Source organism: Sulfitobacter sp. 1A13496, assembly GCF_043557225.1.
In the GTDB taxonomy this organism is placed as follows: Bacteria; Pseudomonadota; Alphaproteobacteria; order Rhodobacterales; family Rhodobacteraceae; genus Sulfitobacter; species Sulfitobacter faviae.
In genome coordinates, this window is record NZ_JBIFFP010000002.1 from 44348 (window position 1) to 70425 (window position 26078).

General features: G+C 61.6%; 24 protein-coding genes. 13 read left to right on the forward strand and 11 right to left on the reverse strand.

Annotated features, from left to right (window positions below; translation table 11 throughout):
• Positions 1–7: 7 nt before the first annotated feature.
• The 3 genes from grxC to ACGYLX_RS06975 are packed head-to-tail and all read left to right on the forward strand — an operon-like array spanning position 8 to position 1547.
• On the forward strand, positions 8–268 hold the full coding sequence (gene grxC, locus ACGYLX_RS06965; protein ID WP_394448190.1) for a glutaredoxin 3: 261 nt from the start codon (positions 8–10) through the stop codon (positions 266–268).
• The gene (locus tag ACGYLX_RS06970) at positions 265–1095 is read left to right on the forward strand and encodes a carbon-nitrogen hydrolase family protein (RefSeq protein ID WP_394448192.1); all 831 of its coding nucleotides are present in this window, start codon (positions 265–267) and stop codon (positions 1093–1095) included. Before grxC ends, ACGYLX_RS06970 begins: the two co-directional genes overlap by 4 nt.
• 11 nt (positions 1096–1106) lie before the next feature.
• Entirely contained in the window at positions 1107–1547 is a 441-nt protein-coding gene (locus tag ACGYLX_RS06975; RefSeq protein WP_067265366.1) for a MarR family winged helix-turn-helix transcriptional regulator, read from the forward strand.
• On the opposite strand, the gene ubiG is transcribed toward ACGYLX_RS06975, so the two are convergent.
• Positions 1522–2292: a bifunctional 2-polyprenyl-6-hydroxyphenol methylase/3-demethylubiquinol 3-O-methyltransferase UbiG gene (gene ubiG / locus ACGYLX_RS06980; RefSeq protein WP_394448194.1), complete on the reverse strand. Its 771-nt coding sequence runs from the start codon at positions 2290–2292 to the stop codon at positions 1522–1524. The genes ACGYLX_RS06975 and ubiG overlap by 26 nt on opposite strands.
• Positions 2293–2340: 48 nt before the next feature.
• Between ubiG and pip the strand changes: the two genes are divergently transcribed.
• The 6 genes from pip to infB all read left to right on the forward strand — a co-directional run bounded on the left by pip (position 2341) and on the right by infB (position 9634).
• Positions 2341–3312 (forward strand): prolyl aminopeptidase, encoded by a 972-nt coding sequence (gene pip, locus ACGYLX_RS06985; RefSeq protein ID WP_394448196.1) that lies wholly within the window; start codon positions 2341–2343, stop codon positions 3310–3312.
• Positions 3309–4172, forward strand: coding sequence for an ABC transporter substrate-binding protein (locus ACGYLX_RS06990; protein WP_394448198.1), 864 nt, complete (start codon positions 3309–3311; stop codon positions 4170–4172). Before pip ends, ACGYLX_RS06990 begins: the two co-directional genes overlap by 4 nt.
• Positions 4173–4308: 136 nt before the next feature.
• Positions 4309–4887, forward strand: coding sequence for a ribosome maturation factor RimP (rimP, locus tag ACGYLX_RS06995; protein WP_067265355.1), 579 nt, complete (start codon positions 4309–4311; stop codon positions 4885–4887).
• Positions 4887–6515 (forward strand): transcription termination factor NusA, encoded by a 1629-nt coding sequence (gene nusA, locus ACGYLX_RS07000; protein ID WP_067265353.1) that lies wholly within the window; start codon positions 4887–4889, stop codon positions 6513–6515. The genes rimP and nusA overlap by 1 nt, the downstream gene beginning before the upstream one ends.
• 20 nt (positions 6516–6535) lie before the next feature.
• A complete protein-coding gene (locus ACGYLX_RS07005) occupies positions 6536–7156 on the forward strand; it encodes an RNA-binding protein (protein ID WP_394448200.1) in 621 nt (206 codons plus the stop codon).
• 9 nt (positions 7157–7165) lie between these two features.
• A complete protein-coding gene (infB, locus tag ACGYLX_RS07010; RefSeq protein WP_394448202.1) occupies positions 7166–9634 on the forward strand; it encodes a translation initiation factor IF-2 in 2469 nt (822 codons plus the stop codon).
• Positions 9635–9643: 9 nt separating this feature from the next.
• Here infB and ACGYLX_RS07015 read toward each other — a convergent pair whose 3' ends face one another.
• The 5 genes from ACGYLX_RS07015 to ACGYLX_RS07035 form a co-directional block, all read right to left on the reverse strand.
• Positions 9644–10450, reverse strand: coding sequence for a metallophosphoesterase family protein (locus tag ACGYLX_RS07015; RefSeq protein ID WP_394448204.1), 807 nt, complete (start codon positions 10448–10450; stop codon positions 9644–9646).
• Positions 10447–11364: a diacylglycerol/lipid kinase family protein gene (locus ACGYLX_RS07020; protein ID WP_394448206.1), complete on the reverse strand. Its 918-nt coding sequence runs from the start codon at positions 11362–11364 to the stop codon at positions 10447–10449. The genes ACGYLX_RS07015 and ACGYLX_RS07020 overlap by 4 nt, the downstream gene beginning before the upstream one ends.
• A gap of 320 nt (positions 11365–11684) precedes the next feature.
• Positions 11685–12083, reverse strand: a complete 399-nt coding sequence (gene mutT / locus ACGYLX_RS07025; RefSeq protein WP_394448208.1) for an 8-oxo-dGTP diphosphatase MutT — start codon at positions 12081–12083, stop codon at positions 11685–11687.
• Positions 12084–12087: 4 nt separating this feature from the next.
• Positions 12088–13314 (reverse strand): bifunctional glutamate N-acetyltransferase/amino-acid acetyltransferase ArgJ, encoded by a 1227-nt coding sequence (argJ, locus tag ACGYLX_RS07030; protein ID WP_394448210.1) that lies wholly within the window; start codon positions 13312–13314, stop codon positions 12088–12090.
• A gap of 3 nt (positions 13315–13317) precedes the next feature.
• Positions 13318–14166 (reverse strand): peptidylprolyl isomerase, encoded by an 849-nt coding sequence (locus ACGYLX_RS07035; protein ID WP_394448212.1) that lies wholly within the window; start codon positions 14164–14166, stop codon positions 13318–13320.
• A 173-nt stretch (positions 14167–14339) separates the two neighbouring features.
• On the opposite strand from ACGYLX_RS07035, the gene secA reads away from it, so the two are divergent.
• From secA to ACGYLX_RS07050, 3 genes are all read left to right on the forward strand, one after another.
• Positions 14340–17042 carry a preprotein translocase subunit SecA gene (gene secA, locus ACGYLX_RS07040; protein ID WP_394448214.1) on the forward strand — a complete coding sequence of 901 codons (2703 nt, stop codon included), beginning with the start codon at positions 14340–14342 and terminating at the stop codon, positions 17040–17042.
• 102 nt (positions 17043–17144) lie between these two features.
• Entirely contained in the window at positions 17145–18116 is a 972-nt protein-coding gene (locus ACGYLX_RS07045; protein WP_394448216.1) for a hypothetical protein, read from the forward strand.
• 19 nt (positions 18117–18135) lie between these two features.
• Positions 18136–19695 (forward strand): substrate-binding domain-containing protein, encoded by a 1560-nt coding sequence (locus ACGYLX_RS07050; protein ID WP_394448218.1) that lies wholly within the window; start codon positions 18136–18138, stop codon positions 19693–19695.
• A gap of 10 nt (positions 19696–19705) precedes the next feature.
• On the opposite strand, the gene radC is transcribed toward ACGYLX_RS07050, so the two are convergent.
• The 3 genes from radC to dnaK all read right to left on the reverse strand — a co-directional run bounded on the left by radC (position 19706) and on the right by dnaK (position 23729).
• A complete protein-coding gene (gene radC, locus ACGYLX_RS07055) occupies positions 19706–20467 on the reverse strand; it encodes a DNA repair protein RadC (RefSeq protein ID WP_394448220.1) in 762 nt (253 codons plus the stop codon).
• Positions 20468–20575: 108 nt separating this feature from the next.
• The gene (gene dnaJ, locus ACGYLX_RS07060) at positions 20576–21724 is read right to left on the reverse strand and encodes a molecular chaperone DnaJ (RefSeq protein WP_067264268.1); all 1149 of its coding nucleotides are present in this window, start codon (positions 21722–21724) and stop codon (positions 20576–20578) included.
• Between the two features lie 82 nt (positions 21725–21806).
• Complete coding sequence (dnaK, locus tag ACGYLX_RS07065; RefSeq protein WP_394448222.1) at positions 21807–23729, reverse strand: molecular chaperone DnaK; 1923 nt, start codon at positions 23727–23729, stop codon at positions 21807–21809.
• A gap of 207 nt (positions 23730–23936) precedes the next feature.
• Between dnaK and ACGYLX_RS07070 the strand changes: the two genes are divergently transcribed.
• Positions 23937–24539, forward strand: a complete 603-nt coding sequence (locus ACGYLX_RS07070; protein ID WP_209216866.1) for an alpha-ketoglutarate-dependent dioxygenase AlkB — start codon at positions 23937–23939, stop codon at positions 24537–24539.
• A 51-nt stretch (positions 24540–24590) separates the two neighbouring features.
• Here the strand turns inward: ACGYLX_RS07070 and ACGYLX_RS07075 are convergent, their stop codons facing one another.
• Positions 24591–25199, reverse strand: coding sequence for a COG3650 family protein (locus ACGYLX_RS07075; protein ID WP_394448224.1), 609 nt, complete (start codon positions 25197–25199; stop codon positions 24591–24593).
• Positions 25196–26020 carry an ABC transporter permease gene (locus ACGYLX_RS07080; RefSeq protein WP_067264256.1) on the reverse strand — a complete coding sequence of 275 codons (825 nt, stop codon included), beginning with the start codon at positions 26018–26020 and terminating at the stop codon, positions 25196–25198. The genes ACGYLX_RS07075 and ACGYLX_RS07080 overlap by 4 nt, the downstream gene beginning before the upstream one ends.
• Positions 26021–26078: the final 58 nt, after the last annotated feature.

Here is a 26078-nt window from a genome sequence, read left to right on the forward strand (position 1 = left end):
TGATCCTATGCAACCTGTCGAAATCTACACGTCGCCGCTCTGCGGTTTTTGCCATTCCGCCAAACGTCTGCTCACCCAGAAGGGCGCAGCCTTTGACGAAGTCGACGTGCTGTCGGAGCCTGAGCGCAAGAAAGAGATGATCCAGCGGGCAAGCGGTGCCCGCACCGTGCCGCAGATTTTCATCGGCGACGTGCATGTGGGCGGCTGTGATGAGCTTTACGCGCTGGACCGTGCCGGCAAGCTGGATGCATTGCTGAGCGACAGATGAAAATCGCGCTGCTGCAACTCAACGTCTCGGACGACCCCGCCGCCAATCTGGTCGAGACCCGCGCTCTGCTGGGCGAGGCGGTGGCGGGCGGGGCCGAGTTTGTCCTGACTCCCGAGGTGACGAATTGCGTCAGCACCAGCCGATCCCATCAACAGTCGGTGCTGGCCTATGAGGAAGACGATGCCACCCTCGCGGCCCTGCGCGAAGAGGCGGCGAAGGCGGGCATCTGGCTGCTGATCGGCTCGCTCGGTCTAAAAACGCGCGGGGGGGACGGGCGCTTTGCCAACCGGTCTTTCCTGATTTCCCCGCAGGGAGAGATCGTCGCGCGCTATGACAAGATCCATATGTTCGACGTGGATATCAACGAGACCGAAAGCTACCGCGAGTCCGCGGGCTATCGCCCCGGCGACAAAGCCGTGGTGGCCGAGACGCCTTTTGGCAAGATCGGCATGTCGATCTGCTATGACATGCGTTTTCCGGCGCTCTATCAAGCGTTGGCCGAGGCGGGCGCGCGCATCCTGACGATGCCTGCGGCCTTCTCTCCGGTCACCGGGGCTGCGCATTGGCACAGTCTACTGCGGGCCCGGGCGATTGAGAATGGCTGCTATGTGCTGGCCCCGGCCCAGACGGGCACCCATGCCAGCGCCGCGCATAAGGCCCGCGACACCTATGGCCATTCGCTGGTCGTGGCGCCTTGGGGGGAGGTGGTGTTGGATGCGGGCACAGCCCCCGGCGTTTACTTTTGTGACATGGACATGGAAGAATGTGACAAGGTCCGCGCCAAAGTGCCCAGCCTTGCCAACCGCCGCCCCTTTGCCGCGCCCTGACCGGACCGAAAATGACAGACGATAAAAACACTCTTGCGATCATGTTGTTCGGAGAATTGCTGGCTGCGGACCAATCGGTGCGAAGTCGCCTGACACGGGTGTTGCCGCGGGGGATGGAGATCTCGCATTTCTCGGTGCTGAACTCGCTTTCATGGCACGGCGGCGAACGCTCGCCCGCGCAACTTGCCGAGACCTTTAACGTCACGCGTGGGGCGATGACCAACACTCTGAGCAAGCTCGAATGGGCCGGTTACGTCCATATCCGCCCCGATTGGGACGACGCGCGGCGCAAGATGGTCGCGATCAGCCCCGCAGGGCGGCAGGCGCGGGATGCGGCGGTGAATGCGATCACGCCGATGATCTCGAACGTGGTGGGGGAGCTTGGCGAAGAACAGGTCCGCGCCACGCTCCCGATCCTGCGCGCGCTCAGGCGTCAGTTGAGCCAGGGTTGAGGCCCGGACTAAGGCTGGCGGTGACGTAGTTCACGCTTAAATCCCGATCCGAAAGCCGCCACGACCATGCGACGGGGTTAAAGACGAAACCTTTGCGATCCACCGGCTCCAACCCGGCGCGGCTCAGCAGGTCGAAAAGCTCATCGGGGGTGATGAACTTGTTCCAATCATGCGTGCCCTTGGGCAGCCAGCGCATCACATGCTCGGCCCCGACAATCGCCATCATGAAGGACTTTGGATTGCGGTTCAGGGTCGAACAGATGTGCAGCCCGCCGGGTTTCAGCAGGCGACGGCAAGCGATCAGATAGTCGATTGGAGAGGCGACATGTTCGACCACCTCCATGTTCAGGACCACGTCGAATTTCTCACCGGCATCGGCCATGTCTTCGGCGGTGGTGTGGCGGTAGTCGATCTCTAGCCCCGATTGCTGCGCGTGGATCTGCGCCACGGGGATATTCCCCGCCGCCGCATCCGCGCCCACCACTTCGGCCCCAAGCCGCGCCATCGGTTCGGACAGCAACCCGCCGCCGCAGCCGATGTCGAGGATGCGCAGCCCCGCAAAAGGGGCGGAGCCCGTCAGATCGCGGTCGAACTCCCCCGCGATCTGGCTGGTGATATAGTCCAACCGGCAGGGGTTCAGCATGTGCAGCGGCTTGAACTTGCCGTTCAGATCCCACCATTCGGCGGCCATGGCTTCGAATTTGGCGATCTCGGCGGGGTCGATGGTTGATTGATCCGCTTGCATTCTGATCTCCCTGTGCTCTTTTGGGTTCAATGACTATATAGGGCGGCAATGGACAAGTATCCCGACCAAAAACGCGGCATGCCGCATCTTTATCCGCCGGTTGAGCCTTTCGACCAGCGGATGCTGTCCGTAGGGCAGGGGCATCAGGTCTATGTCGAGCAATGCGGCAACCCTGAGGGCATCCCCGTCGTGGTGCTGCATGGCGGCCCCGGTGGCGGTTGCAGCCCGGCGATGCGGCGGTATTTCGACCCTAAGGTTTACCGCGTGGTGCTGTTCGATCAGCGCGGCTGCGGGCGCTCCACCCCGCATGCCTCGGTCACCGACAACACGACATGGCATCTGGTCGCGGATATCGAACTGATTCGCACCACGCTTGGCATCGACAAATGGATGGTTTTCGGCGGCTCTTGGGGCGCGACGCTTTCGCTGATCTATGCCCAAGCACACCCAGAAGCGGTGCGCCATCTGATCCTGCGCGGCGTCTTTCTGATGACGCAGGCCGAGCTAGATTGGTTCTACGGCGGCGGGGCCGGGCGGTTCTGGCCCGAACTGTGGGCGCGTTTCGTGAACCTGATCCCCGAAGATGAGCGGGACGATCTGATCGCGGCCTATCACCGGCGGCTGTTCTCGGGCGATCTGCGGGTCGAGCAGGACTATGGCCGCGCATGGACCGCTTGGGAAAACGCGCTGGCCTCGGTGCATTCTGATGGGGTGTCGCATGGCGGGCCATCGGCCTATGCGCGGGCCTTTTCGCGGTTGGAGAACCATTATTTCACTAACAATGGCTTTTTGGAGTTCGACGGTCAGATCCTCGAACATATGGGGCGGATTGCGCATATCCCGGGGGTCATCGTGCAGGGGCGCTATGACATGATCTGCCCGCCTGCGGGGGCCTATGCGCTGGCCGAACGCTGGCCTAATGCCGACCTGCGGATGATCCGGGATGCGGGCCACGCCTTGTCGGAGCCGGGGATCAGTGCGGAATTGGTGCGCACGATGGATAGGATCGGGCAGCGATGAGCGGGCGTAACTCTCTGCTGGATCGCCGGGCGCTTTTTACCACCGGTGCGGCGGCGGCCCTGTTGGCCGCAACAGGTGCCAGCGCGGGGGAGCCGCCCCGGCGCGGGGGCCGTTTGCGGCTGGCGCTGTCGGGTGCCACGCGAGAGGATACTTGGGTCCATGGCGATGGGCTCTTCATGCAGGTCGCGCGGCAGGGGATGATCTTTGACACGCTGACCGAAGTCACCGGCAATGGCATCCTAAAGGGTGAGTTGGCGACCGGTTGGCAGGCCAGCGATGGCGCCCGGCAGTGGCAGTTCGATCTGCGCCCCGATGTGCGTTTTCACGACGGCAGCCCCCTGACCGCCCGCGATGTGGTGACCAGTCTGCGCGGTCCGCTGGCCGGGGCCGAGGTCGCCGTTCAGGACGATCTGCAAGTGCAGGTCATATTGGCGGCGGCGAATCCTGACCTGCCGCTCTTGCTGGCGCAATCGCGCTATGTGATCCGCCCCGAACATGCGCCCGAGGCCGGGATTGGCACGGGGCTTTACCGTCTGCGGCGCTTTTCCGCTGGACGTCAGGTTTTGGCCGAACGGGTAGAGACGCATTACAAGGACGGCACCGCCGGGTGGTTCGATACGGTCGAACTGGTGTCGCTCCCCGCCCGTGAGGTGCGGGCGCAGGCGCTGAGCGAAGGGCTTGTTGATGCAGCGGATTTACCGGCGCGGCCCCGTTACCGCGACCGGGGGGATGTGACCCTTCAGGCCGATAGCGCCGGTGGCGTCAGCGCTCTGTCAGGCGATCTGCGCCAGCCGCCGAACCCCGGACGGCAAGCGCCGATGGACAACCTGCGCGCGCCCGAGCGGTGGTGGTTCGGCTGAGAGGGGTTGCAGTTTCGCCGCATTCGGCCTATATCCCCTTCAACAGCGGCGCTTTCGGGTCCACACCGAAGGCTCCACCGAATTCGTGAACGGGCCGCGCGCCCGTTTTTTTGTGCCCAGTGAAAATGGATGTCTCATGTCGAATGACCTGATCGCCAAAGCCGCCATCGACCGCCGCCTGGCCGAGATCATCACCCCGGTGATCGAGGATATGGGTTTTGAACTGGTGCGCGTGCGCCTGATGTCGGGCAAGTCCACCACCCTGCAAGTCATGGCCGACCGGCCCGAGGGCGGGATCGAAGTGGATGAATGCGCCAAGATCTCGCAGGCCATCGGCGCCGTGCTGGATGTCGAAGACCCGATCCTGGATGAGTATTCGCTCGAAGTGTCGAGCCCCGGCATCGACCGACCGCTGACGCGGCTTAAGGATTTTGACGCCTTCGAAGGCTATGAGGCCAAGATCGAGACGACCGAACTGATTGACGGCCGCCGCCGCTTTAAGGGTGAGTTGGCTGGCGTCGAGGGTGGCGAGGTGCTGATCAACGTCGAAGAAGGCACCATCGGATTGCAGTTCGACTGGCTCAGCGATGCCAAGCTGGTGCTGACCGACGACCTGATCAAGGAAATGCTCCGCCAGCGCAAAGCGTCTGGTGCGATCGACGAAACCGATTTTGATGATATCGAGACTGAAGAGTCTGCTGAGGGAGACACCTAATGGCCATTACATCTGCAAACCAGCTTGAGCTGTTGCAAACCGCCGAGGCGGTGGCGCGCGAAAAGATGATCGACCCCGGTCTGGTCGTCGAAGCGATGGAGGAATCCCTCGCCCGTGCCGCAAAGTCCCGCTATGGCGCCGAGATGGACATCCGCGTCGACATCGACCGCAAGACCGGCAAGGCCACCTTCACCCGCGTCCGCACCGTGGTCGAGGATGACGAGCTTGAGAACTATCAGGCCGAGTTCACCGTAGAGCAGGCCAAGCAGTACATGGCCGACCCCAAGGTTGGTGACACTTTCGTCGAAGAAGTACCCCCGGTTGAAATGGGCCGCATCGCGGCGCAGTCGGCCAAGCAGGTGATCTTGCAAAAGGTCCGCGAAGCTGAGCGTGACCGCCAGTACGAAGAATTCAAAGACCGCGCGGGGACCATCATCAACGGTCTGGTCAAGCGCGAGGAATATGGCAACGTCATCGTCGACGTGGGCGCGGGCGAAGCGATCCTGCGCCGGAACGAGAAGATTGGCCGCGAAAGCTATCGCCCGAACGACCGCATCCGCGTCTACATCAAAGACGTGCGCCGCGAGCAGCGCGGCCCGCAGATTTTCCTGAGCCGCACCGCGCCTGAATTCATGGCCGAGCTGTTCAAAATGGAAGTGCCGGAAATCTACGACGGCATCATTGAGATCAAAGCGGTTGCCCGCGACCCCGGTTCGCGCGCCAAGATCGCCGTGATCTCGCATGACGGTTCCATCGACCCCGTCGGTGCCTGCGTCGGTATGCGCGGCAGTCGCGTGCAGGCCGTCGTGAACGAGCTTCAGGGCGAGAAGATCGACATCATTCCGTGGAATGAAGACCAGCCCACCTTCCTTGTGAACGCGCTTCAGCCTGCGGAAGTGTCTAAAGTGGTTCTGGACGAAGAAGCCGGTAAGATCGAAGTGGTCGTGCCCGAAGAGCAACTGTCGCTCGCCATTGGCCGCCGTGGTCAGAACGTGCGTCTTGCTAGCCAGTTGACCGGTCTCGACATCGACATCATGACCGAAGAGCAGGAAAGCCAGCGCCGTCAGGCCGAGTTCGAACTGCGCACCAAGCTGTTCATGGACAACCTCGATCTCGACGAATTCTTTGCCCAGCTTCTGGTCTCCGAAGGTTTCACCAACCTCGAAGAAGTGGCCTATGTCGAAGTCGACGAGCTGCTGGTCATCGACGGTGTGGACGAAGACACGGCGGGTGAGTTGCAGGCCCGCGCCCGTGACGTGCTCGAAGCGCAGAACAAAGCGGCGCTTGATAACGCCCGCGCATTGGGTGTCGAAGACAGCCTGGTTGAATTTGAGGGGCTGACCCCCCAAATGATAGAAGCGCTGGCCAAGGACGACGTCAAAACGCTGGAAGATTTCGCCACCTGTGCCGATTGGGAACTGGCTGGCGGCTGGACCACGGTCAACGGCGAGCGTGTCAAAGACGACGGCGCGCTTGAGCCCTTCGATGTTAGCCTCGAAGATGCGCAGGCCATGATCATGACCGCCCGCGTCATGCTGGGCTGGGTCGACCCGACCGAGCTTGAGGACGATGCGGAAGAAGACGACGTAGAAACAGACGGCGAAACCGCCGAGGAGGCCGAGGCCTGAGCGGGCCTCGGGGGTTGCACATGGGACGCGGTGGCGCCTCGAATGACCGCTCAGACGGTGCGGAACGCAAGTGCATCGCCACGGGCGAGGTGCAGCCGAAACACGGGTTGATCCGTTTCGTGGTCGGCCCGGACAATCAGGTTTACCCGGATATTCTGGGTAAACTGCCGGGTCGGGGCATCTATGTCGCGGCGGATCGTGCGGCGCTGGAATTGGCCATCAAGAAAAAGGCCTTTTCCCGCTCGGCGAAACAGCTGGTCACCCTGCCCGACGGGCTGGTCGACGAGGTCGAGCAGCAGTTGGCGCGCCGGGTGGTCGAGTTGATCTCGCTCCAGCGCAAGGCGGGCAAGGCGGTCGCCGGTTACGAAAAGGTCAAGGGTTGGTTGCAAACCGAAGAGGCCGAAGTATTGATACAGGCCGTAGATGGGTCAGGGCGCGGTAAATCCAAGCTGAGCACCCCACACTATGGTCATTACATCGGTTGGTTGACAGCCGATGAATTGGGTTTGGCATTCGGTCGCCAAACTGTGATACATGGGGCGCTCGCCTCTGGTGGACTCACGCAACGTGTTGTAGAGGAAGCCGGTAGACTTAAAGGCGTGCGCGTAAACGAGGGTGGCAACGGCCATCCGAAAGGATAGACGAGCTTCATGAGCGATAGTGACGGCAAGAAAACATTGGGTCTGCGCGGTGGCGCACGTCCGGGGAACGTAAAGCAAAGCTTTAGCCACGGGCGTACCAAAAACGTTGTGGTCGAAACCAAGCGCAAGCGTGTTGTGGTGCCCAAACCGGGTGGCCAGAAATCAACAGGTCCGGGCGCCGGGCCGATTGGCGATCCCAAGAAGCGCCCCGCAGGCATCACCGATGCCGAGATGGAGCGCCGTCTGAAGGCCGTTCAGGCCGCCAAGGCCCGTGAGGCCGAGGAAGCCGCGCAGCGTGAAGCCGAGGAAAAAGCCCGCGCCGAAGAGCGTGAGCGTCGCCGGGCCGAGATTGAGGCCAAGGAACGCGAAGAGCGTGAGCGCGAAGAAAGCCTTAAAGCCAAGGCCGAGGAAGACGCCCGTCGCAAGGCAGAGGCCGAAGCGGCTGCTGCTGCCCCCGCGCCTGAACCTGCCGCTGCACGCGAGCCGGGCAACAAATCTGCGCCCGCCGCGACACCGCGCAAAACCACCGACCGTGACCGCGACGACAGCAAGAAGCGCAGCAAAGGTGGCGACAGCCGCCGCGCGGGCAAGCTGACCGTCAATCAGGCGCTTGCCGGTGGTGAAGGTGGTCGTCAGCGCTCCATGGCGCAGATGAAGCGCAAGCAAGAACGTGCGCGTCAAAAAGCGATGGGTGGCCAGGTCGAGCGTGAAAAGATCGTGCGCGACGTGCAGCTTCCGCCCGCTATCGTGGTCTCTGAACTCGCCAACCGTATGGCCGAGAAGACCGGCGCGGTGGTCAAGGCGCTGATGCAAAACGGCCTGATGGTGACCCAGAACGAAACCATCGACGCTGATACAGCCGAGCTGATCATTGAGGAATTCGGTCACAAAGTGGTGCGCGTTTCCGACGCCGACGTCGAAGATGTGATTAAAGAGGTCGAGGACGATCCGAAGGATCTGGAATCGCGTCCGCCGGTCATCACGATCATGGGCCACGTCGACCACGGCAAAACCTCGCTTCTGGACGCGATCCGCAACGCCAAGGTTGTGGCGGGCGAAGCCGGTGGCATCACCCAGCACATCGGCGCCTATCAGGTGAAAACCGACAACGGCACCGTGCTGTCCTTCCTCGACACGCCGGGCCACGCGGCCTTCACCTCCATGCGCTCGCGCGGGGCTCAGGTCACGGATATCGTGGTTCTGGTGGTTGCAGCGGATGACGCCGTGATGCCGCAGACGATCGAAGCGATTGCCCACGCGAAAGCGGCCAAGGTGCCGATGATCGTGGCAATCAACAAGATCGACAAACCCGCCGCCAATGCCGACAAGGTCCGTACCGATCTGCTTCAGCACGAAGTCATCGTCGAGAAGATGTCGGGCGATGTGCAGGACGTCGAAGTTTCGGCAGCGACAGGCCAAGGTCTGGACGATCTGCTCGAAGCCATCGCGCTGCAGTCGGAAATCCTCGAACTCAAGGCGAACCCGAACCGGGCCGCCGTGGGTGCGGTGATCGAAGCGCAGCTTGACGTGGGCCGCGGCCCCGTGGCGACTGTGCTGGTTCAGAACGGCACGCTGCGTCAGGGCGATATCTTCGTCGTGGGTGAGCAGTACGGTAAGGTTCGTGCGCTGATCAACGACCAAGGCGAGCGCGTCAAAGAAGCCGGGCCTTCGGTGCCGGTTGAGGTGCTGGGTATCAACGGCACGCCCGAGGCCGGTGACGTGCTGAACGTGACCGAGACCGAAGCGCAGGCCCGTGAGATTGCCGAGTATCGTGCGCAGGCCGCCAAGGACAAACGCGCCGCTGCCGGTGCCGCCACGACGCTGGAACAGCTGATGGCCAACGCCAAGGCGGACGAGAACGTCAGCGAGCTGCCGATCTTGGTCAAAGCCGACGTGCAAGGTTCTGCCGAAGCGATCGTTCAGGCGATGGAGAAAATCGGCAACGACGAAGTCCGCGTTCGGGTTCTACACTCCGGTGTGGGCGCGATCACCGAGACGGATGTCGGCCTTGCCGAAGCTTCCGGTGCGCCGATCATGGGCTTCAACGTGCGTGCCAATGCCTCGGCTCGGAACACGGCGAACCAGAAGGGTGTCGAAATCCGCTACTACTCGGTCATCTATGACCTCGTGGATGATGTGAAAGCGGCCGCAAGCGGCTTGCTGAGCGCCGAGATCAAAGAGAACTTCATTGGTTACGCCAGTATCAAAGAAGTCTTCAAGGTCACCGGTGTGGGCAAAGTCGCAGGCTGTCTGGTCACCGAAGGCGTCGCCCGCCGCAGCGCCGGTGTGCGTTTGCTGCGCGACAACGTCGTGATCCACGAAGGCACGCTGAAAACGCTCAAGCGCTTCAAAGACGAAGTGCCCGAGGTTCAGTCCGGTCAGGAATGCGGCATGGCATTCGAGAACTACGAAGACATCCGCCCCGGCGATGTGATCGAGATTTTCGAACGCGAAGAAGTGACCCGCACCTTGGCCTAAGCCAAGCGCTTACAAGATGAATTCCCCAGAGGCCCGGTCGAATTGCCGGGCCTCTGCTTTTGTGAAGGCCTTCTTGCTGTCATCGAAACTGATCCGCGCCAGATTGACGTGCAGGGGCGAAATATCGATCAGGTTGAAGTCATTCGGCTCCCCCCGCTGGCGCGAAGACAGGCTAGTGCCCGCGTGCAGTTGGATCGCCAGATGACCGTCATGCTCCGGCGCGGGATGGGCAAAGGTGCCCGCGTGCCAGATGTGTAGGTGCCCCGAGAGGATCAAATCCGCACCACAGTCCAAGAGCCGCCTGAGCGCACGTTGTGCACCGGGAATGGGCTTCTTGTGGGTCTCGTTGGGGTGATCCAACGGGTGATGACAAACCGCGATACGCAGTGTCTTTTCTCCGCCCCGTGACAGGGCGCGGCACGCGCGGCCCAAACGACGCAGGCCCAGTTTGCCGGTCTGCCATTTGAAGCGATCGACGGTGTTGATCCCTACGGCGACAAAATCCGCCCCTTCATGCACTGGGGTCAGATCAGGGTCGATCCAGCGCCGGTAATAACGCCACGGGGCGAAGAAGCGGGTGAAGGGGCGGTGCAGCGGGATATCGTGATTGCCCGGCACGCTCAGCACCGGTGCGTTGATTCGGTCGATAAAGACCCGCGCGGCACGATATTCCTTTTCCCGCGCCCGTTGGGTCAGGTCGCCCGAGATGATCACCAGATCGGGGTCATAACCATTCACCGCCTCTAGGAGCGGCACCAAAAGGTCGGGGCGGTCCTTGCCGAAGTGTAGGTCGGATAGGTGGATCAAGCGGCTCATCGCACGGTCTTTCCAGTCGTGGAGGGCACAAAGATATGAATGGGCGAACCGGCGCGGGCGAGCCGATACGGGCCGCGCATCACCGCAATCTCTCCATCCCGCGCGACATAGCGTTTGCGCTGTTTCATGCGTATCTCAATCTCGGACCCGCAGAGCATTTCGTAGTCCGTGTGGTGTTTCGCGCGGCCTGTCGCCAACGCCACCGCATGGCGCAGCAGGCCGAAACGATAGGTGTCAGGGGCGACCAGCAGCACCATATCGCCGCGCGCGATGCAGTCCTGCCCATCAAGCCCCATTTGATCCAGTTGAAACGCGTTGTTCACCGCGAAAACCAGCGGGGTGCGCAACTGGCTCTCTTTCCCGTCGACCACGATGGTCAATTTGAGCGACGTGCGGAAATCCATCAAGGCTTTGATCACCGACCAATAGGCGGCGATCCGGCTGCGTCCCCAACGGCGATAGATGCCTTCGCGTGTCTTAAGGATGGCGGGATAGGCGCCGATGCTGGCGTTGTTCAAAAAGGTCTCACCATTGATCGTCGCCACATGCACCGGGCGGCTATCGCCAGCGGCGATGACGTCGACCGCCTCTTCAAGGTTCTCTGGAATACCCATCGACCGCGCGAAATAGTTGAAGGTGCCCTGCGGGATGATGCCGAGCGGACAGTCATGGTCTACCATGGCCGAGGATACGCCCGAGATTGTGCCATCCCCGCCCGCGACGGCGATGATCCCCTCGCCGCTAGACAGGGCCTCGCGCGCTGCGCCGGCAGGGTCGTTGCGTTTGTCGATGTGAATGAATTCCGCCGTGATCCCATGCCGCGCAAAGGCGGATCGGATCGTGTTTTCGGCTTGGTCACCGTCTTGACGGCCTGAACCGCGGTTCAGAATGACGATAGCGCGCTTCGATGACATAAGTTCCCCTGCCAAATGCACGGGGAAAACGCGGTGGAACGCCTATTTGTTCACCTCAATAGGCGTTCCGATGAGATTTTTCAGACAGGCTTGCCTTCGAAAATCTTCCCGTCGACCTGAACGGCCATGCGACCGCCCGCCAACATTCTTACAAAGATACCCTGAACGTAAATGGAACTTCCGATTGCGATGGTTCTCAACATGTCGGCACCCTTTCATACAGATGTTACAACTCTGCCTCAGGATGGTGCGCATTCGGTTAAAAAATCCGCAACATGCTGAGCGATTGTCGATCACTAGTGCAATTCTGCCACTCTCCGCTAGAGCCAATCACGCAATATTGATATGAGCGGCACGTCTGCCTTGGGCATCGGATAGGCGCGCATTTCGTTCGGGCGCACCCATTTCAGGGTCTGCCCCTCGCGCGAAACTGGCGTGCCGCCCCATTTGCGACAGGCGAACAGCGGCATCAGAAGGTGGAAATCACTGTAGCTGTGGCTGGCAAAGGTCAGCGGGGCAAGACAGGATTCCCATGTCTCAATCCCCAGTTCTTCGTGCAGCTCGCGGATCAGCGCCGCCTCTGGCGTCTCTCCGGGTTCGATTTTGCCGCCCGGAAGCTCCCAAAGGCCCGCCATCGGCTTGCCTTCGGGGCGTTGGGTCAAAAGCACGCGGCCATCAATGTCGATCAAGGCCGCGGCGGAAACCAGTACTGTCTTCATCTGGTCAGGACCGGTAATCGGCGTTGATGTCGATATAGCCGTGGGTCAGGTCACAGGTCCATACGGTGCACTGCCCCTCGCCAAGGCCCAGATCGACCCCGATGGTGATATTCTGACCCTTCATATGCGCGGCGGCATCCTCTTCGGAGTAGTCGGGGCTGCGCCATCCGTCGCGGGCGACTTCGATATCGCCGAAACGGATCGACAAACGGTCCCGGTCCGCCGCGGCACCGGATTTCCCGAGGGCCATGACGACGCGGCCCCAGTTGGGGTCTTCGCCCGCGATTGCGGTCTTGATCAGGGGGGAGTTGGCGATGGCCATAGCGTGGATCTTGGCCTCGTCATCGTTGGAGGCACCGGTTACGGCCACCTCGACGAATTTCTGCGCGCCTTCGCCGTCTTTGACGACCTGATGCGCGAGGTCCATCATCACGTCCCGCAGCGCCGCGTCGAAGGCTTCATTGTCCGATACATCGACACCGGAGGCACCTGTTGCGGCCATGATCAGCGCGTCGGAGGTGGAGGTGTCACTGTCGACAGTGATGCAGTTGAACGTTGTCTCGGTATGGGTCGAAAGGCGCTGTTGCAGCTCGTCCGTCGCCAGCACCGCATCGGTAAAGATATAGACCAGCATGGTGGCCATATCGGGCGCGATCATGCCCGAGCCTTTGGCGATCCCCGCGATAGAGACGGTTTTGCCGTCGATCTCAACCTTGGCGCTGGCCCCTTTGGGGAAAGTGTCCGTCGTCATGATGGCGCGCGCCGCGTCCTCGATGCCCGCGGGGTCAAGCTGGGCATGGAGGTCGCCCAGAACGGCGGTGATGCGTTCATGCGGCAGGGGTTCGCCGATGACACCGGTGGAGGAGGTGAAGACCCGCGCCTGCGGCACGCCGCAGGCCTCAGCAGCGGCGGCGGTGATCGCTTCGACCGCGTCGGTGCCGCCCCGCCCGGTAAAGGCATTGGCGTTGCCCGAGTTCACGACAATGGCGGCGCCTTCGTCCGAGGCGCCGCCGATTTTTGCCTGGCAATCCAGCACCGGGGCCGCGCGGGTGGCGGAACGTGTGAACGCCCCCGCCACGGCGCTGCCCGGCGCCAGTTTCGCCAACATCACATCGGTGCGCCCTTGATAGCGCACGCCTGCGGCGATGGTGGCGAAAGTCACGCCGTCGATAACCGGCAGTTCGGGAAAACGGGCCGGGGCGAGCGGCGAGACAGCCAGGGATTTAGCCATGAGTTAGTTCAGCCATTCGATGTTGTTGAGAACGGAAGGGTCGATGCCTTCGGCCGCGCTGCGGTCAACCTCGGCAGCCTCGGTCAGGCTTTCGATGGCTTCTTGCACCTTGGTCTGGCGGATTTGGGTTTCCAGCTCTTCACGCACGTCTTCCAGTGCGGGCGCTTCGGCGGTGCGTGTCTCGTTCAGTTTGATGACATGCCAGCCAAACTGGGTTTCCACCGGCTCGGACACGCTGCCGGCTTCCATGCCCGCGACGGCCTCTTCAAAGGCAGGCACCATCATGCCGGGGCCGAACCAACCCAAGGAACCGCCACCGGGGCCGGAGGGGCCGGTCGATTTCTCTTTGGCAAGCTCGGCAAAATCCGCGCCGCCGTCGAGTTCTGCTTTGATCGCGTCGGCTTCTTCCTTGGTTTCGACAAGGATATGCGAGGCGTTGAACTCGGGCTCAGGCTCTGCGTCGCTGTATTGCGCGTCATAGGCCGCTCGCAGTTCTTCGTCGCTGACCGGCTCGGCCATGACGCCTTCGATCGCCTCACCGGCGGTAAGCGAGCGGGTCTCATTCTCGAGCGACAGGGTCACGCGCGGCGGCAATTCGCCGGTAAAGCTGTTGGCGAGGGCTGTTTGCTGCACAAGCTGATCCAGAAGACCTTTGAACAGCACATCTTCGGGCAGTTGTTGGTACTGCTGGGGCAGGCTGGCGCGTGCGACAATCATATGCCCAAGCGTGATTTCGGTGTCGTTGACGGTGGCAACAACCGTGTCGAGACCCGGTTCGTCCTGGGCGGCCACAGGCAGCGCCACAGCGGCGGCAAGCGCCAAAGACGACAGAAAAGTGAGGGGTTTTTGCATGGTTGGGTCCAATCGCTTCCTTCGTAGCAGGGCTGCTACATTGACAGTGTATGGCACGCCCCTTACATCGCCTTATGGCGCTGAGAGGCGCGGGCTCATCCACTATCTATGGGCTGCCATGGCGCTCGGCAACCAGATCGGCGCAAGACATCATAACTTCGGCGGGAGATTACATGCTGGGTATCGGAACAATCGCCAAAAAGGTCTTTGGCACGCCAAACGACCGGAAGATCAAGGCGACCCGGCCGCTTGTGGCTCGGATCAACGCGCTGGAGCCTGAGTTCGAAAAGCTGAGCGACGAAGAGATCAAGACGCGCACCGAGGAGTTGGCCAAACGGGCCGAGGCGGGCGAAAGTCTTGACGATCTGTTGCCCGAAGCCTTTGCCAACTGCCGCGAAGCGGCCCGCCGCACGTTGGGCCTGCGTGCCTTTGACACCCAGCTTCTGGGCGGGATTTTCCTGCATCAGGGCAATATCGCCGAGCAAAAGACCGGTGAGGGCAAGACCCTGACTGCGACCTTCGCGGCCTATCTCAACGGGCTTACGCATAAAGGCGTGCATGTGGTGACGGTGAACGAATACCTTGCCAAACGTGACGCCGAATGGATGGGCAAGGTCTTTGGCGCATTGGGTCTGACCACCGGCGTCGCCTATTCCGGCATGCCCGAAGACCAGAAGCGCGCGGCCTATGCCTGCGACATCACCTATGCCACCAACAACGAACTCGGCTTCGACTACCTGCGCGACAATATGAAGTCGAACCTGTCGGACATGCTGCAACGCGGGCATAACTTTGCCATCGTGGACGAGGTCGACAGTATCCTGATCGACGAAGCGCGGACGCCGCTGATCATCTCCGGCCCCTCGCAGGACCGCTCCGAGATGTACCAGATCATCGACGCGCTGATCCCGTCGCTCACCGAAGAGCATTTCGAGCTGGACGAGAAGACCCGCAACGTCACCTTCACCGACGAGGGCAATGAGTTCCTCGAAGAGCAGTTGCGCGCGCGGGAATTGATCGAAGAGGGGATGACCCTTTACGACCCCGAAAGCACGACAATCGTGCACCACGTCAACCAAGGTTTGCGCGCGCATAAGCTGTTCCAGCGCGACAAGGACTATATCGTGCGTGATGGCGCGGTGACGTTGATCGACGAATTTACGGGCCGCATGATGCCGGGCCGCCGCCTGTCGGACGGTCTGCACCAAGCGATTGAGGCCAAAGAAGGCGTCGACATCCAGCCCGAGAACGTGACCCTCGCAAGCGTCACTTTCCAGAACTACTTCCGCCTATACGACAAACTGGGCGGCATGACCGGCACGGCCCTGACCGAAGCCGAAGAATTCGCCGAGATCTATGGCCTCGGTGTGGTCGAAGTGCCGACCAACGTGCCAATCGCCCGTGTGGACGAAGACGACGCCGTCTATCGCACCGCGCGTGAGAAATACGAGGCGATGATCGAGCGGGTCAAAGAGGCCCACGCCAAGGGGCAGCCCTGCCTTGTCGGCACGACCTCGATCGAAAAGTCCGAACAGCTCAGCGCCATGCTGACCGCCGCCGGGATCGAGCACAATGTGCTCAACGCCCGCCAGCACGAGCAAGAGGCCCAGATCATCGCCGAAGCGGGCAAGCTGGGCGCCGTGACCATCGCCACCAACATGGCGGGCCGCGGCACCGATATTCAGTTGGGCGGCAACGTCGAGTTGAAAGTGCTCGACGCGCTAGATGCCGACCCCGAAGCCGATCCGGCCAATATTCGCGCCCAGATCGAAGCGCAGCACGCCGAAGAGAAGCAGAAGGTGCTGGAGGCCGGTGGCCTCTACGTTCTGGCTTCCGAGCGTCACGAGAGCCGCCGCATCGACAATCAGTTGCGCGGCCGTTCGGGCCGTCAGGGTGACCCGGGCCGCACCTCGTTCTTCCTGTCGCTCGAAGATGACCTGATGCGCATTTTCGGTTCGGAACGGCTTGAGAAAGTGCTGACGACGCTGGGCCTGAAAGATGGCGAAGCCATCGTGCACCCATGGGTCAATAAATCGCTGGAGCGGGCGCAGGCGAAGGTTGAGGGTCGCAACTTCGACATCCGCAAGCAGCTGTTGAAGTTCGATGACGTGATGAACGAGCAGCGCAAGGTGATCTTTGGCCAGCGCCGCGAGATCATGGAGGCGGACAACCTCAATGAGATCGTTACCGACATGCGCGAGCAGGTGATCGACGATCTGATCGACACCTATATGCCGCCCAAGACTTATGCCGATCAGTGGGACACCCAAGGTTTCTATGCCGCGGTGATCGAACAGTTGAACGTCGACGTGCCGATCATCGCATGGTGTGAAGAGGACGGCGTTGATGATGAGGTGATCCGCGAACGTCTGATGAAAGCCACCGATGAGCTCATGGCCAAGAAGGCAGAGGCCTTTGGCGAAGAGAACATGCGCAACATCGAGAAACAGTTGTTGTTGCAAGCCATCGACACCAAATGGCGCGATCACCTGCTGACGCTCGAACATCTGCGTTCGGTCGTGGGCTTCCGCAGCTACGCGCAGCGCGACCCGCTGAACGAGTATAAGAACGAAGCCTTCCAATTGTTCGAGACGATGCTCGACAGTCTGCGGCAGGACGTGACCCAAAAGCTGGGCCAGATCCAACCGATGAGCGAAGAGCAGCGCCGCGAGATGATGCAGGAAATGGCCGCCCGTCAGGCCGCGATGCAGGCTGCGGCGAGCGAAGCGGCGGATGAGGCCTCTGAACAGGCCGAGGCCGCAGCCCCCGGCTTTGACGAGAACGATCCGTCCACATGGGGCAACCCGGGCCGGAACGATCCCTGCCCCTGCGGTTCTGGCAAGAAGTTCAAACACTGCCACGGCCAGATCACCTGAGCGGCGTCACCTTTTCGCCCATAACTTGGCGTTTCAGGGCCATACCCCGGCCCTGATCCGCGCCCATAAAGTCTCTAACGAATCCGTTGAAGGAGACTTGTCATGTGGCGCACGAAAGAAATTCTGACAGCTGTCGGCACTCTGGCCTGTGCGGTGGGCATTGGCTATGTCATGCAAAGCTCCGACACCGCGCAGCAGCGCTATGGCGCGGCTGAGGCGCAGCGCCCGGTGGCCGACAATGGCGCCTTGCTTGAGGTTGAAGGCATCACCCTGACCTCTGCCGCGCTCGACAGTCCCATTGCGCTGCCAACGCTGGATGACCGCGTGGTTAAGGCCGCAGCGCCCCAAGGCCTGCCGCCCGCCCCGGAAAGCCACGGCGCCGCGATCCCCGCGACCTGCGATATCATTGCCGAAGCGGATGCCGTCGCCGCCGCGATGGTGAAACTCACCCTCGATGCCGCCTGCCTGCCAAATGAGCGGCTGACCGTGCACCACAACGGGATGATCTTTACCGAAGTGACCGATGACCAAGGGCAGTTGTCTGTCACCGTCCCGGCCTTGGCGGAAGAGGCTGTTTTCATCCTCGCCTTCGGCAACGGCGATGGCGCGGTGGCGCAGACTTCGGTCCCTGAACTCTCTGATTTCAACCGCGTCGTGCTGCAATGGAAAGGCACCGCAGGGTTCGAGCTTCACGCCCGCGAGTTCGGCGCGGATTACGGCGAGGCGGGCCACGTCTGGTCCGGTGCGCCGCGCGATATGACCGCCGCCGTGCTGGGCGAAGGGGGCTTCATGACCCGCAATGGCGACATTGAGGCTTCTGAGCCGCTGATGGCCGAAGTCTATAGCTTCCCGGTCGCCAAAGCGGGGCAGGAGGGCGATGTTGCGCTCAGCGTTGAGGCTGAGGTGAGCGAGGCGAACTGCGGGCTTGAGATCGAAGCACAGGCGCTGGAACTGCGCGGCGACGATCCGGTGAAAACCCAGAACCTGACCCTCGCCGTGCCGGACTGTGACGCGGTCGGCAACTTTCTGGTGTTGAATAATTTGCTCCAAGACCTGAAAGTCGCGCAGAACTGACGCAACCGGGTAGGTCTAGATGAACGGGTTGAAACGTGCGGCGATCAGCGCCGCACTTTTGCTTTTTACAGCGGGCGCATCCACGGCGCAGGACATCGCACTGACCTCGCGCGATGGCAGCGTCGAACTCAGCGGCACCCTGCTGGGGTTCGACGGCGAATTCTACCGCGTCGAGACGGACTATGGCGAGTTGACTGTCGACAGCAGCGGTGTGTCCTGCGCCGGTCCGGGTTGCCCGAACCTTGCGGATTTCGTGGCCGAGGTGCGCTTCTCGGGCTCCGCCACCATGGGGGCGGTGCTGATGCCCGCGCTGATCGAGGCCTTCGCCGCGCGCCAAGGCTATACCGTCAGCCGCGAAGAGGGGAACAGCGGGCGCTTCGCGCTGCTGCTCTCGCGTGAGGATGACGGCAAGCTTGCCGCGCGGTTCGATTTCCGGGCGAGCAATACCAACGAAGGCTTTGCCGATCTGCTGGCGGATGAGGCCGATGTCGTCATGGCCCTGCGCGAGGTGCGCCGCGAAGAGCGGATCAATGCCCGTGAGGCGGGCTTGGGTGATCTGACTGGTGCCAATCGCAGCCGGGTTCTGGCGCTTGATGCGGTGGTGCCCGTGGTCGCCCCGTCCAACCCGGTGAAACAAATCTCGCCGCTGACCTTGGCGCGGGTGTTCTCGGGCGAGATCAAGAATTGGCAGCGCCTCGGCGGGCCGGACGCACCGATTGAGTTGCATTTGCCCACCGCCGATAGCGGGTTGAGCCAAGCCATCGTGGATCAGGTGCTCACCCCCGCCGGGCTCGAACTGAGCGCCGATGTCACCCGCCATGCCATGCCCGATGCGCTGGCCGAAGCGGTCGCGCGGGATGTTTTTGCCCTTGGTATCACCAGCTATGCCGAACAGGGTGAGACCGAGGTGCTGACCCTTGGCGGCAACTGCGGTTTTGCGCTGGATGCCGCACGGCGCACGATCAAAACCGAAGATTACCCGCTGACCGCGCCGATGTTCCTCTATTTCCCCGCCCGGCGCTTGCCGCTGATCACGCGCGAGTTTCTGGCCTTCACCCGTGGCCCTTCGGCCCAGATCGTGATCCGCCGGGCCGGTTTCGTAGATCAAACGCCCGAGGAAATCCCGGTTGAGGAGCAGGGCAACCGCTTTGCCAATGCGATCATCACGGCGGGCGCGGAAACGCCGCTGGAAGAGTTGCAGCGCATGACAGCGACACTGGTGCCGATGGCGCGGCTCACCACCTCTTTCCGCTTCGAGGCCGGGTCGATCCGGCTTGATGCGCAGTCGCGGTCAAACGTGCAGCAATTGGCGCGGGCCTTGGAACAGGGGCAATATGATGCGCGGCGATTGATGTTCGTGGGCTTCAGCGATGGCGAGGGGGCCGCGCGGGCCAACCGCGAAATCGCCCTGCGCCGGGCCGAAGCGGTGCAGCGCGCGGTCAGCGCGGCTGCGGTCACGGCCAATCTGTCGCGCATCGATCTGCGGGTCGATGCCTTTGGCGAGGCGATGCCGATTGCCTGTGACGACAGCGAATGGGGCCGTCAAGCAAACCGGCGGGTCGAGGTTTGGGTGCGCTAGGCGCACCCCGCTATAGATGCCCCTCACTGCGAAAGCTGAGCTCGCGCGATTTTCCGATGATCAGGTGGTCATGCAGGGTTAGTCCCAAGGCGTCACAGGCGGCGGCGACCTGCCGGGTCATGTCAATGTCTGCGCGTGACGGGCTGGGATCGCCCGAGGGGTGGTTATGCACGAGGATAATCGCGCTGGCGTTCAACTCAAGCGCGCGTTTGGCAACCTCACGCGGATAGACAGGGACATGGTCAACCGTACCCTTCGCCTGTTCTTCGTCCGCGATGAGGATGTTCTTCCGGTCGAGGTAAAGGACGCGAAACTGCTCCATCTCCAGATGGGCCATGGTGGTGTGGCAATAGTCCAGCAGCGCATCCCAAGAGGACACGACATGGCGCTGTAGGACCTTCGCCCGAGCCAGTCGCTGGGCCGCAGCCTCGACGATCTTAAGCTCGACAATCACCGCTTCGCCGACGCCTTTGACATCGCGCAGACGGGCGGCGGGGGCGGTGATGACGCGGTTGAAGTCGCCAAACCGATCCAGCAGTTCGCGGGCCAGCGGTTTCACATCCCGGCGCGGGATGGCGCGGAAAAGGACAAGCTCCAACATCTCGTAATCCGGCATAGCCGCCGCGCCCCCGTCGATGAAACGGCTGCGCAGGCGCTGGCGGTGATCCGCGATATAGGAGGGTTGCTTGCCCGTATTGGACGGCGGCGCTTGCGCTTCGTCCAGCAGATAGGGGAGGGGCTGATCAGCCAAGGTTCTCGGGGCACGGGTCATGTCCGGAGTGTCGCGCCAAAGTGGTTATTATTCGGTTAACGGACGGTTAAAACTTCGTTCACCACGCTGCCGAAAAAGGGGAGCCGCATCCACGGCTCCCCCCAATCGTTAACCCTTCATCGAATCCCAGAAGGATTTGACGGAAGAGAAGAAGTTGCTGCTCTCGGGGTTGTTGTTCTGGGCCTCGCCCTCGAACTCCCGCAGCAGTTCTTTCTGCCGGTTGGTCAGGTTCACCGGGGTCTCGACCGCCAGTTCGATTATCATGTCACCCACGCCACCGCCACGCAGCGGCGGCATGCCCTTGCCGCGCAGACGCATCTGGCGGCCCGATTGGCTGCCCGCGGGGATCTGCACGCGGCCACGGCCCCCATCGATGGTGGGCACTTCGATATTGCCACCCAGAGCGGCAGTGCTCATCGACACTGGAACACGACAGAAGAGGTTCGGCCCGTCGCGTTCGAACAACTCGTGATCGGCCACCTCGATGAAGATATAGAGATCGCCCGAGGGTCCGCCACGCATGCCCGCTTCGCCTTCGCCAGCGAGGCGGATGCGGGTGCCGGTTTCGACGCCCGCGGGGATGTTGACCGAGAGCGTGCGCTCTTTCTCAACCCGGCCCGCGCCGCGGCATTTCTTGCAAGGATTCTTGACGATCTGCCCCATGCCGGAACAGGTCGGGCAGGTCCGCTCGACGGTAAAGAAACCTTGCTGCGCACGCACCTTGCCCATGCCCGAACAGGTAGGGCAGGTCGAAGGTTCCGCGCCGCCTTCGGCACCGCTGCCGTCACAGGCGTCACATTGGACCGAGGCCGGGACGGTGATCGACTTTTGCATGCCCGAAAAGGCATCTTCGAGCGAGATGCGCAGGTTATAGCGCAAATCGGCGCCGCGTGCGGCACGGCGTCCGCCGCCACCGCCACGTTGGCCCATGAAGTCACCGAAAAGATCGTCGAAGACGTCGGAAAAGGCCGAAGAGAAATCGCCCTGACCGCCGCCCATGCCGCCGCCGGGACGCCCGCCGCCCATGCCACCTTCGAAGGCGGCGTGGCCATAGCGATCATAGGCGGCTTTCTTGTCACCGTCTTTGAGCACGTCATAAGCCTCGCCCACTTCCTTGAACTGGGCTTCGGCTTGGGGGTTGTCTTTGTTGCGGTCGGGGTGGAGGTCCTTCACCTTGCGGCGATAGGCTTTCTTGATCTCGTCGGCAGAGGCCCCTTTGGCAACGCCAAGCACCTCGTAGTAGTCACGTTTTGCCATGGGTTATCATGCTCCTGCGCTGGAACGTGATAGGCCGGCCCGTCTGACGGACCGGCCCTTTCACAGGTTCCGTTTCACACGCTTACGCGCGCTTGTCGTCGTCCAGATCTTCGAACTCGGCATCGAGGATGTCGTCGTCGCCACCCTGAGCTTGCTGAGCATCCGAAGGCTGTGCCGTGTCGTCGTTACCGCCTTCTTCCTGAGCGGCCTTATAGATGGCTTCGCCCAGTTTCATGGCGGCTTCGGTGACGTTCTGGATGCCGTTCTTGATCTTGTCGGCGTTGTCTGTTTCCAGCTCGTCTTTCAGCGCGGCAATGGCCAGTTCGATCGCTTCGACGGTGGTCGGGTCGACCTTGTCGGAATGCTCTTCCAGCGACTTTTCGGTCGAATGGATCAGCGATTCCGCCTGGTTCTTCGCTTCGATCAGCTCGCGACGGGACTTGTCCGCCTCGGCATTCTCTTCTGCGTCCTTGACCATCTGTTCGATGTCCGCATCCGACAGACCGCCCGAAGCTTGGATCGTGATCTTCTGCTCCTTACCGGTGCCTTTGTCGAGCGCGCCGACCGACACGATGCCGTTGGCGTCAATGTCGAAGGTCACTTCGATCTGCGGCATGCCGCGGGGCGCAGGCGGGATGTTCTCAAGGTTGAAGGCACCGAGCATCTTGTTGTCGGCAGCCATCTCACGCTCACCTTGGAAGACCCGGATGGTCACGGCGTTCTGGTTGTCTTCGGCGGTCGAGAAGACCTGAGACTTCTTCGTCGGGATCGTGGTGTTACGGTCGATCAGACGGGTGAAGACACCACCGAGCGTCTCGATCCCGAGCGACAGCGGAGTCACGTCGAGCAGAACCACATCCTTCACGTCGCCTTGCAGAACACCGGCCTGAATGGCGGCACCAAGGGCCACGACTTCGTCCGGGTTCACACCCTTGTGCGGCTCCTTGCCGAAGAATTTGGAGACCTCTTCGGCCACCTTCGGCATACGGGTCATACCACCCACGAGCACGACTTCGTCGATGTCGGACGCGGACAGGCCGGCATCCTTCAGCGCGGCGGCGCAGGGCTTCATCGAGGCTTTGATCAGGTCACCAACGAGGCTTTCCAGCTTGGCGCGGGTCAGCTTCATGACCATGTGCAGCGGCGAGCCATCCTTGCCCATCGAGATGAAGGGCTGGTTGATCTCGGTCTGGCTGGAGGAGGACAGTTCGATCTTGGCCTTCTCTGCCGCTTCCTTCAGACGCTGCAACGCCATCTTGTCTTGCGTCAGGTCAACGCCATTGGCCTTTTTGAACTCTTCCGCAAGGTAGTTCACGATGCGCATGTCAAAGTCTTCACCACCGAGGAAGGTGTCGCCGTTGGTGGATTTCACTTCGAACAGGCCGTCGTCGATCTCAAGAATGGTCACGTCGAATGTACCGCCGCCAAGGTCATAGACCGCGATGGTTTGCGTGTTCTCTTTGTCGAGGCCATAGGCCAGCGCGGCGGCTGTCGGCTCGTTGATGATGCGCAGCACTTCGAGACCGGCGATCTTGCCGGCGTCTTTGGTGGCCTGACGCTGAGCGTCGTTGAAGTAGGCAGGCACGGTGATAACCGCCTGAGAGACTTCCTCGCCCAGATAGCTTTCCGCGGTTTCTTTCATCTTGCCGAGGATGAAGGCCGAGATTTGGCTTGGGGAGTATTTCTCACCTTTGGCTTCGACCCATGCGTCGCCGTTGCCGCCGTCGATGACGTTGAACGGCATGTTCTTTTTGTCTTTGGCCAGGTCCGCATCGTCGTTGCGGCGGCCGATCAGGCGCTTGACGCCAAAGACTGTGTTTTCGGGGTTGGTGACCGCCTGGCGTTTCGCCGGCTGGCCGACAAGGCGTTCGTCGTCGGTGAAGGCGACGATCGATGGCGTGGTGCGCGCGCCTTCGGCGTTTTCGATCACACGCGGCTGGCTGCCATCCATGATGGCGATACAGCTGTTGGTGGTGCCAAGGTCAATACCGATTACTTTGGACATGTTTCGATCCCTCTTTGAATCTAAGGCGATGACACGAGGCGCGGACCCGTTTTGGCATCCTGCCCCGATCTGTTGACATCGAAGACCACGTGCCTTCGACGGTTCGGAGCGTATATAGGGAGGGTATTTGCACCCTGCAACCATTGGCTGGTCTGGATGGTCGCGATTCCGTGATGTTTTTGCTAAACGAGTGAGGAAGAACGAAAAATGACTGCTTTGCGCCTCCGGGGCTTTGATATTCACAAGGAATTTCTGGGCAGAGCGGCCCAGCAGGAGGTGCTGGAGGCGGTGCGCGGCGTGGTGCGTCAGGCGCCGTTCTTTCGCCCCGAAGTGCCGCGCGGCGGGCGCATGTCGGTCCGGATGAGCGCGGCAGGGCGCTATGGCTGGTTTTCGGACCGGCGTGGGTATCGTTACGTCACCGAACATCCCGACGGTGAGCCTTGGCCCGAGATCCCGGCACCGATTATGGCGATTTGGGATCAGTTGACCGGGTTGGAGCGCCGCCCGGAATGCTGCCTGATCAACTACTACGATGCCGATGCGCGTATGGGGCTGCATCAGGACCGGGACGAGGCGGATTTTCAGTGGCCTGTGGTCTCGGTCTCTCTGGGGGATGATGGCCTGTTTCGGATCGGCAACCTGACCCGAGGGGGCAAGACAGAATCGATTTGGCTGCAATCGGGTGATGTGGTGGTGATGGGCGGTGATGCGCGGCTGACCTATCACGGCGTGGACCGGATCAAACCCGGCACCTCGACATTGCTGCCCAAAGGCGGGCGGATCAACTTGACGCTGCGCGTGGTGGAGTAGCGTTTTCTTTGAAAGAAAACGGAAACGGACTTTTTAAAAAAGTCCGTCGCTTCAGTGGCTAAGCGAACAACACCCTGTCTGATGTTGCCAGCCATCATTTCCCTGCAAAAGGAAGTCGACCGCCAGCCCATAGGCACGGTCCGACATGCCATCGCTACAGGCACGCGCCGTGAGCGTGGCGATGGCCGCGCCCTGCGGCCCCTCGGCGATCATATGAAAACTGTCGCGCCGCCCCTGCGCCGGGCCAGACTGCGTGACGCGGTAATCGCGTGCGCCGACCGCCATGGCGTCATAGCTCAACGTCTCGCCGGTCACCTCAAAAGACCAAAACGGCTCCGTCCCGCCGCAATGGGCCACGGGTGGCATCGCACCGGCCCATTGGCCCGCTTGCCGGGTGAGGAAACGCAGAGAGACCCAGCCGCTCCCTTCGCCGGTGTTGACCAAGCCCCAGCCGTGACGGTCATCGGGGCGGATCACTTCGATGTTCTGGGCGTCAGGCTCGAAGCTACCGATGATCGGGGCGCTGGCACTCGGGGCTTCGCGAATGTTCAATACGTCATCCGCCGCGACACCGCTGACGTCATGCAGGGCGGGCCATGCATCCTGCGTCGCCCAGACAGGCAATGCCCAAAGGCAGAGGAAGAGCGCCAGAAGTCTCATCGCCGGGCGTTCCAACTGATCGACGCATGGCGGCGGGTATAGAATTCGCCCATCAGCCCAATCATCAAAAGCACCAGACCCACCCAAAGCGGATATTCCCAACTGGTGTAGCGCGGGTTGTAATTGATGAAGGCAAAGCCGCGCGCTTGGTCGATGCTGTGAAACAGCGGGTTCCAGTCAAACATCGCCAGCATATAGCCGGGCAGGGAGTTGGCGAGGAACATCTTCCCCGAGGCGATCATATTGGCACGTTGATAGACGGTTGAGAAAATCGTTACGAAGGACGGAAACCACGGTTTGATCGCCAGCATCACCAGCCCAAGCGCGCAGCCGGTAAACCACGCAGTCAGCATCATGCCAAAAGCGGCAAAAGGTTGATCTATGGTGATCGGGGTGACCGCCACATGATAGATGAACAAGATCACGAAGAGCGACAGAACTTGGATATAGAGCGATCCCACCGCCGCTGACGCGATGGCGATGATCGTGTTCATCGGGGCGTGCTGCATCATCGGGCTTGCCGGTCCCTCAGACCCCGCGACCGCGCCCAAAGCTTTCACATGGGTGAGGTAGAGGAAAATCCCCGACATGAGATAGATGAGGAAGTCACCCCGCACGGCGGACCCGCGCATCCCGAGGATTGAAAACATCACATAGAAGGCCAGTACGAACATCACCGTTTGCAGCATGTTCATCGCGATGGCGATGAAGGCATTGTTGTGCTGTTTGCGCACGTTGCGCACCACGGAATGGTAAACCAATTCCGCGATGGCGAGGGCCGAGCCGATGCCGGATTTCGGCTTTCTAGAAGACTGGAACATGCGCGCGTCCTTGACGAAGCCCTAGCGTGGCACGGAATTCTTGCTGTTCCGTTAGCTG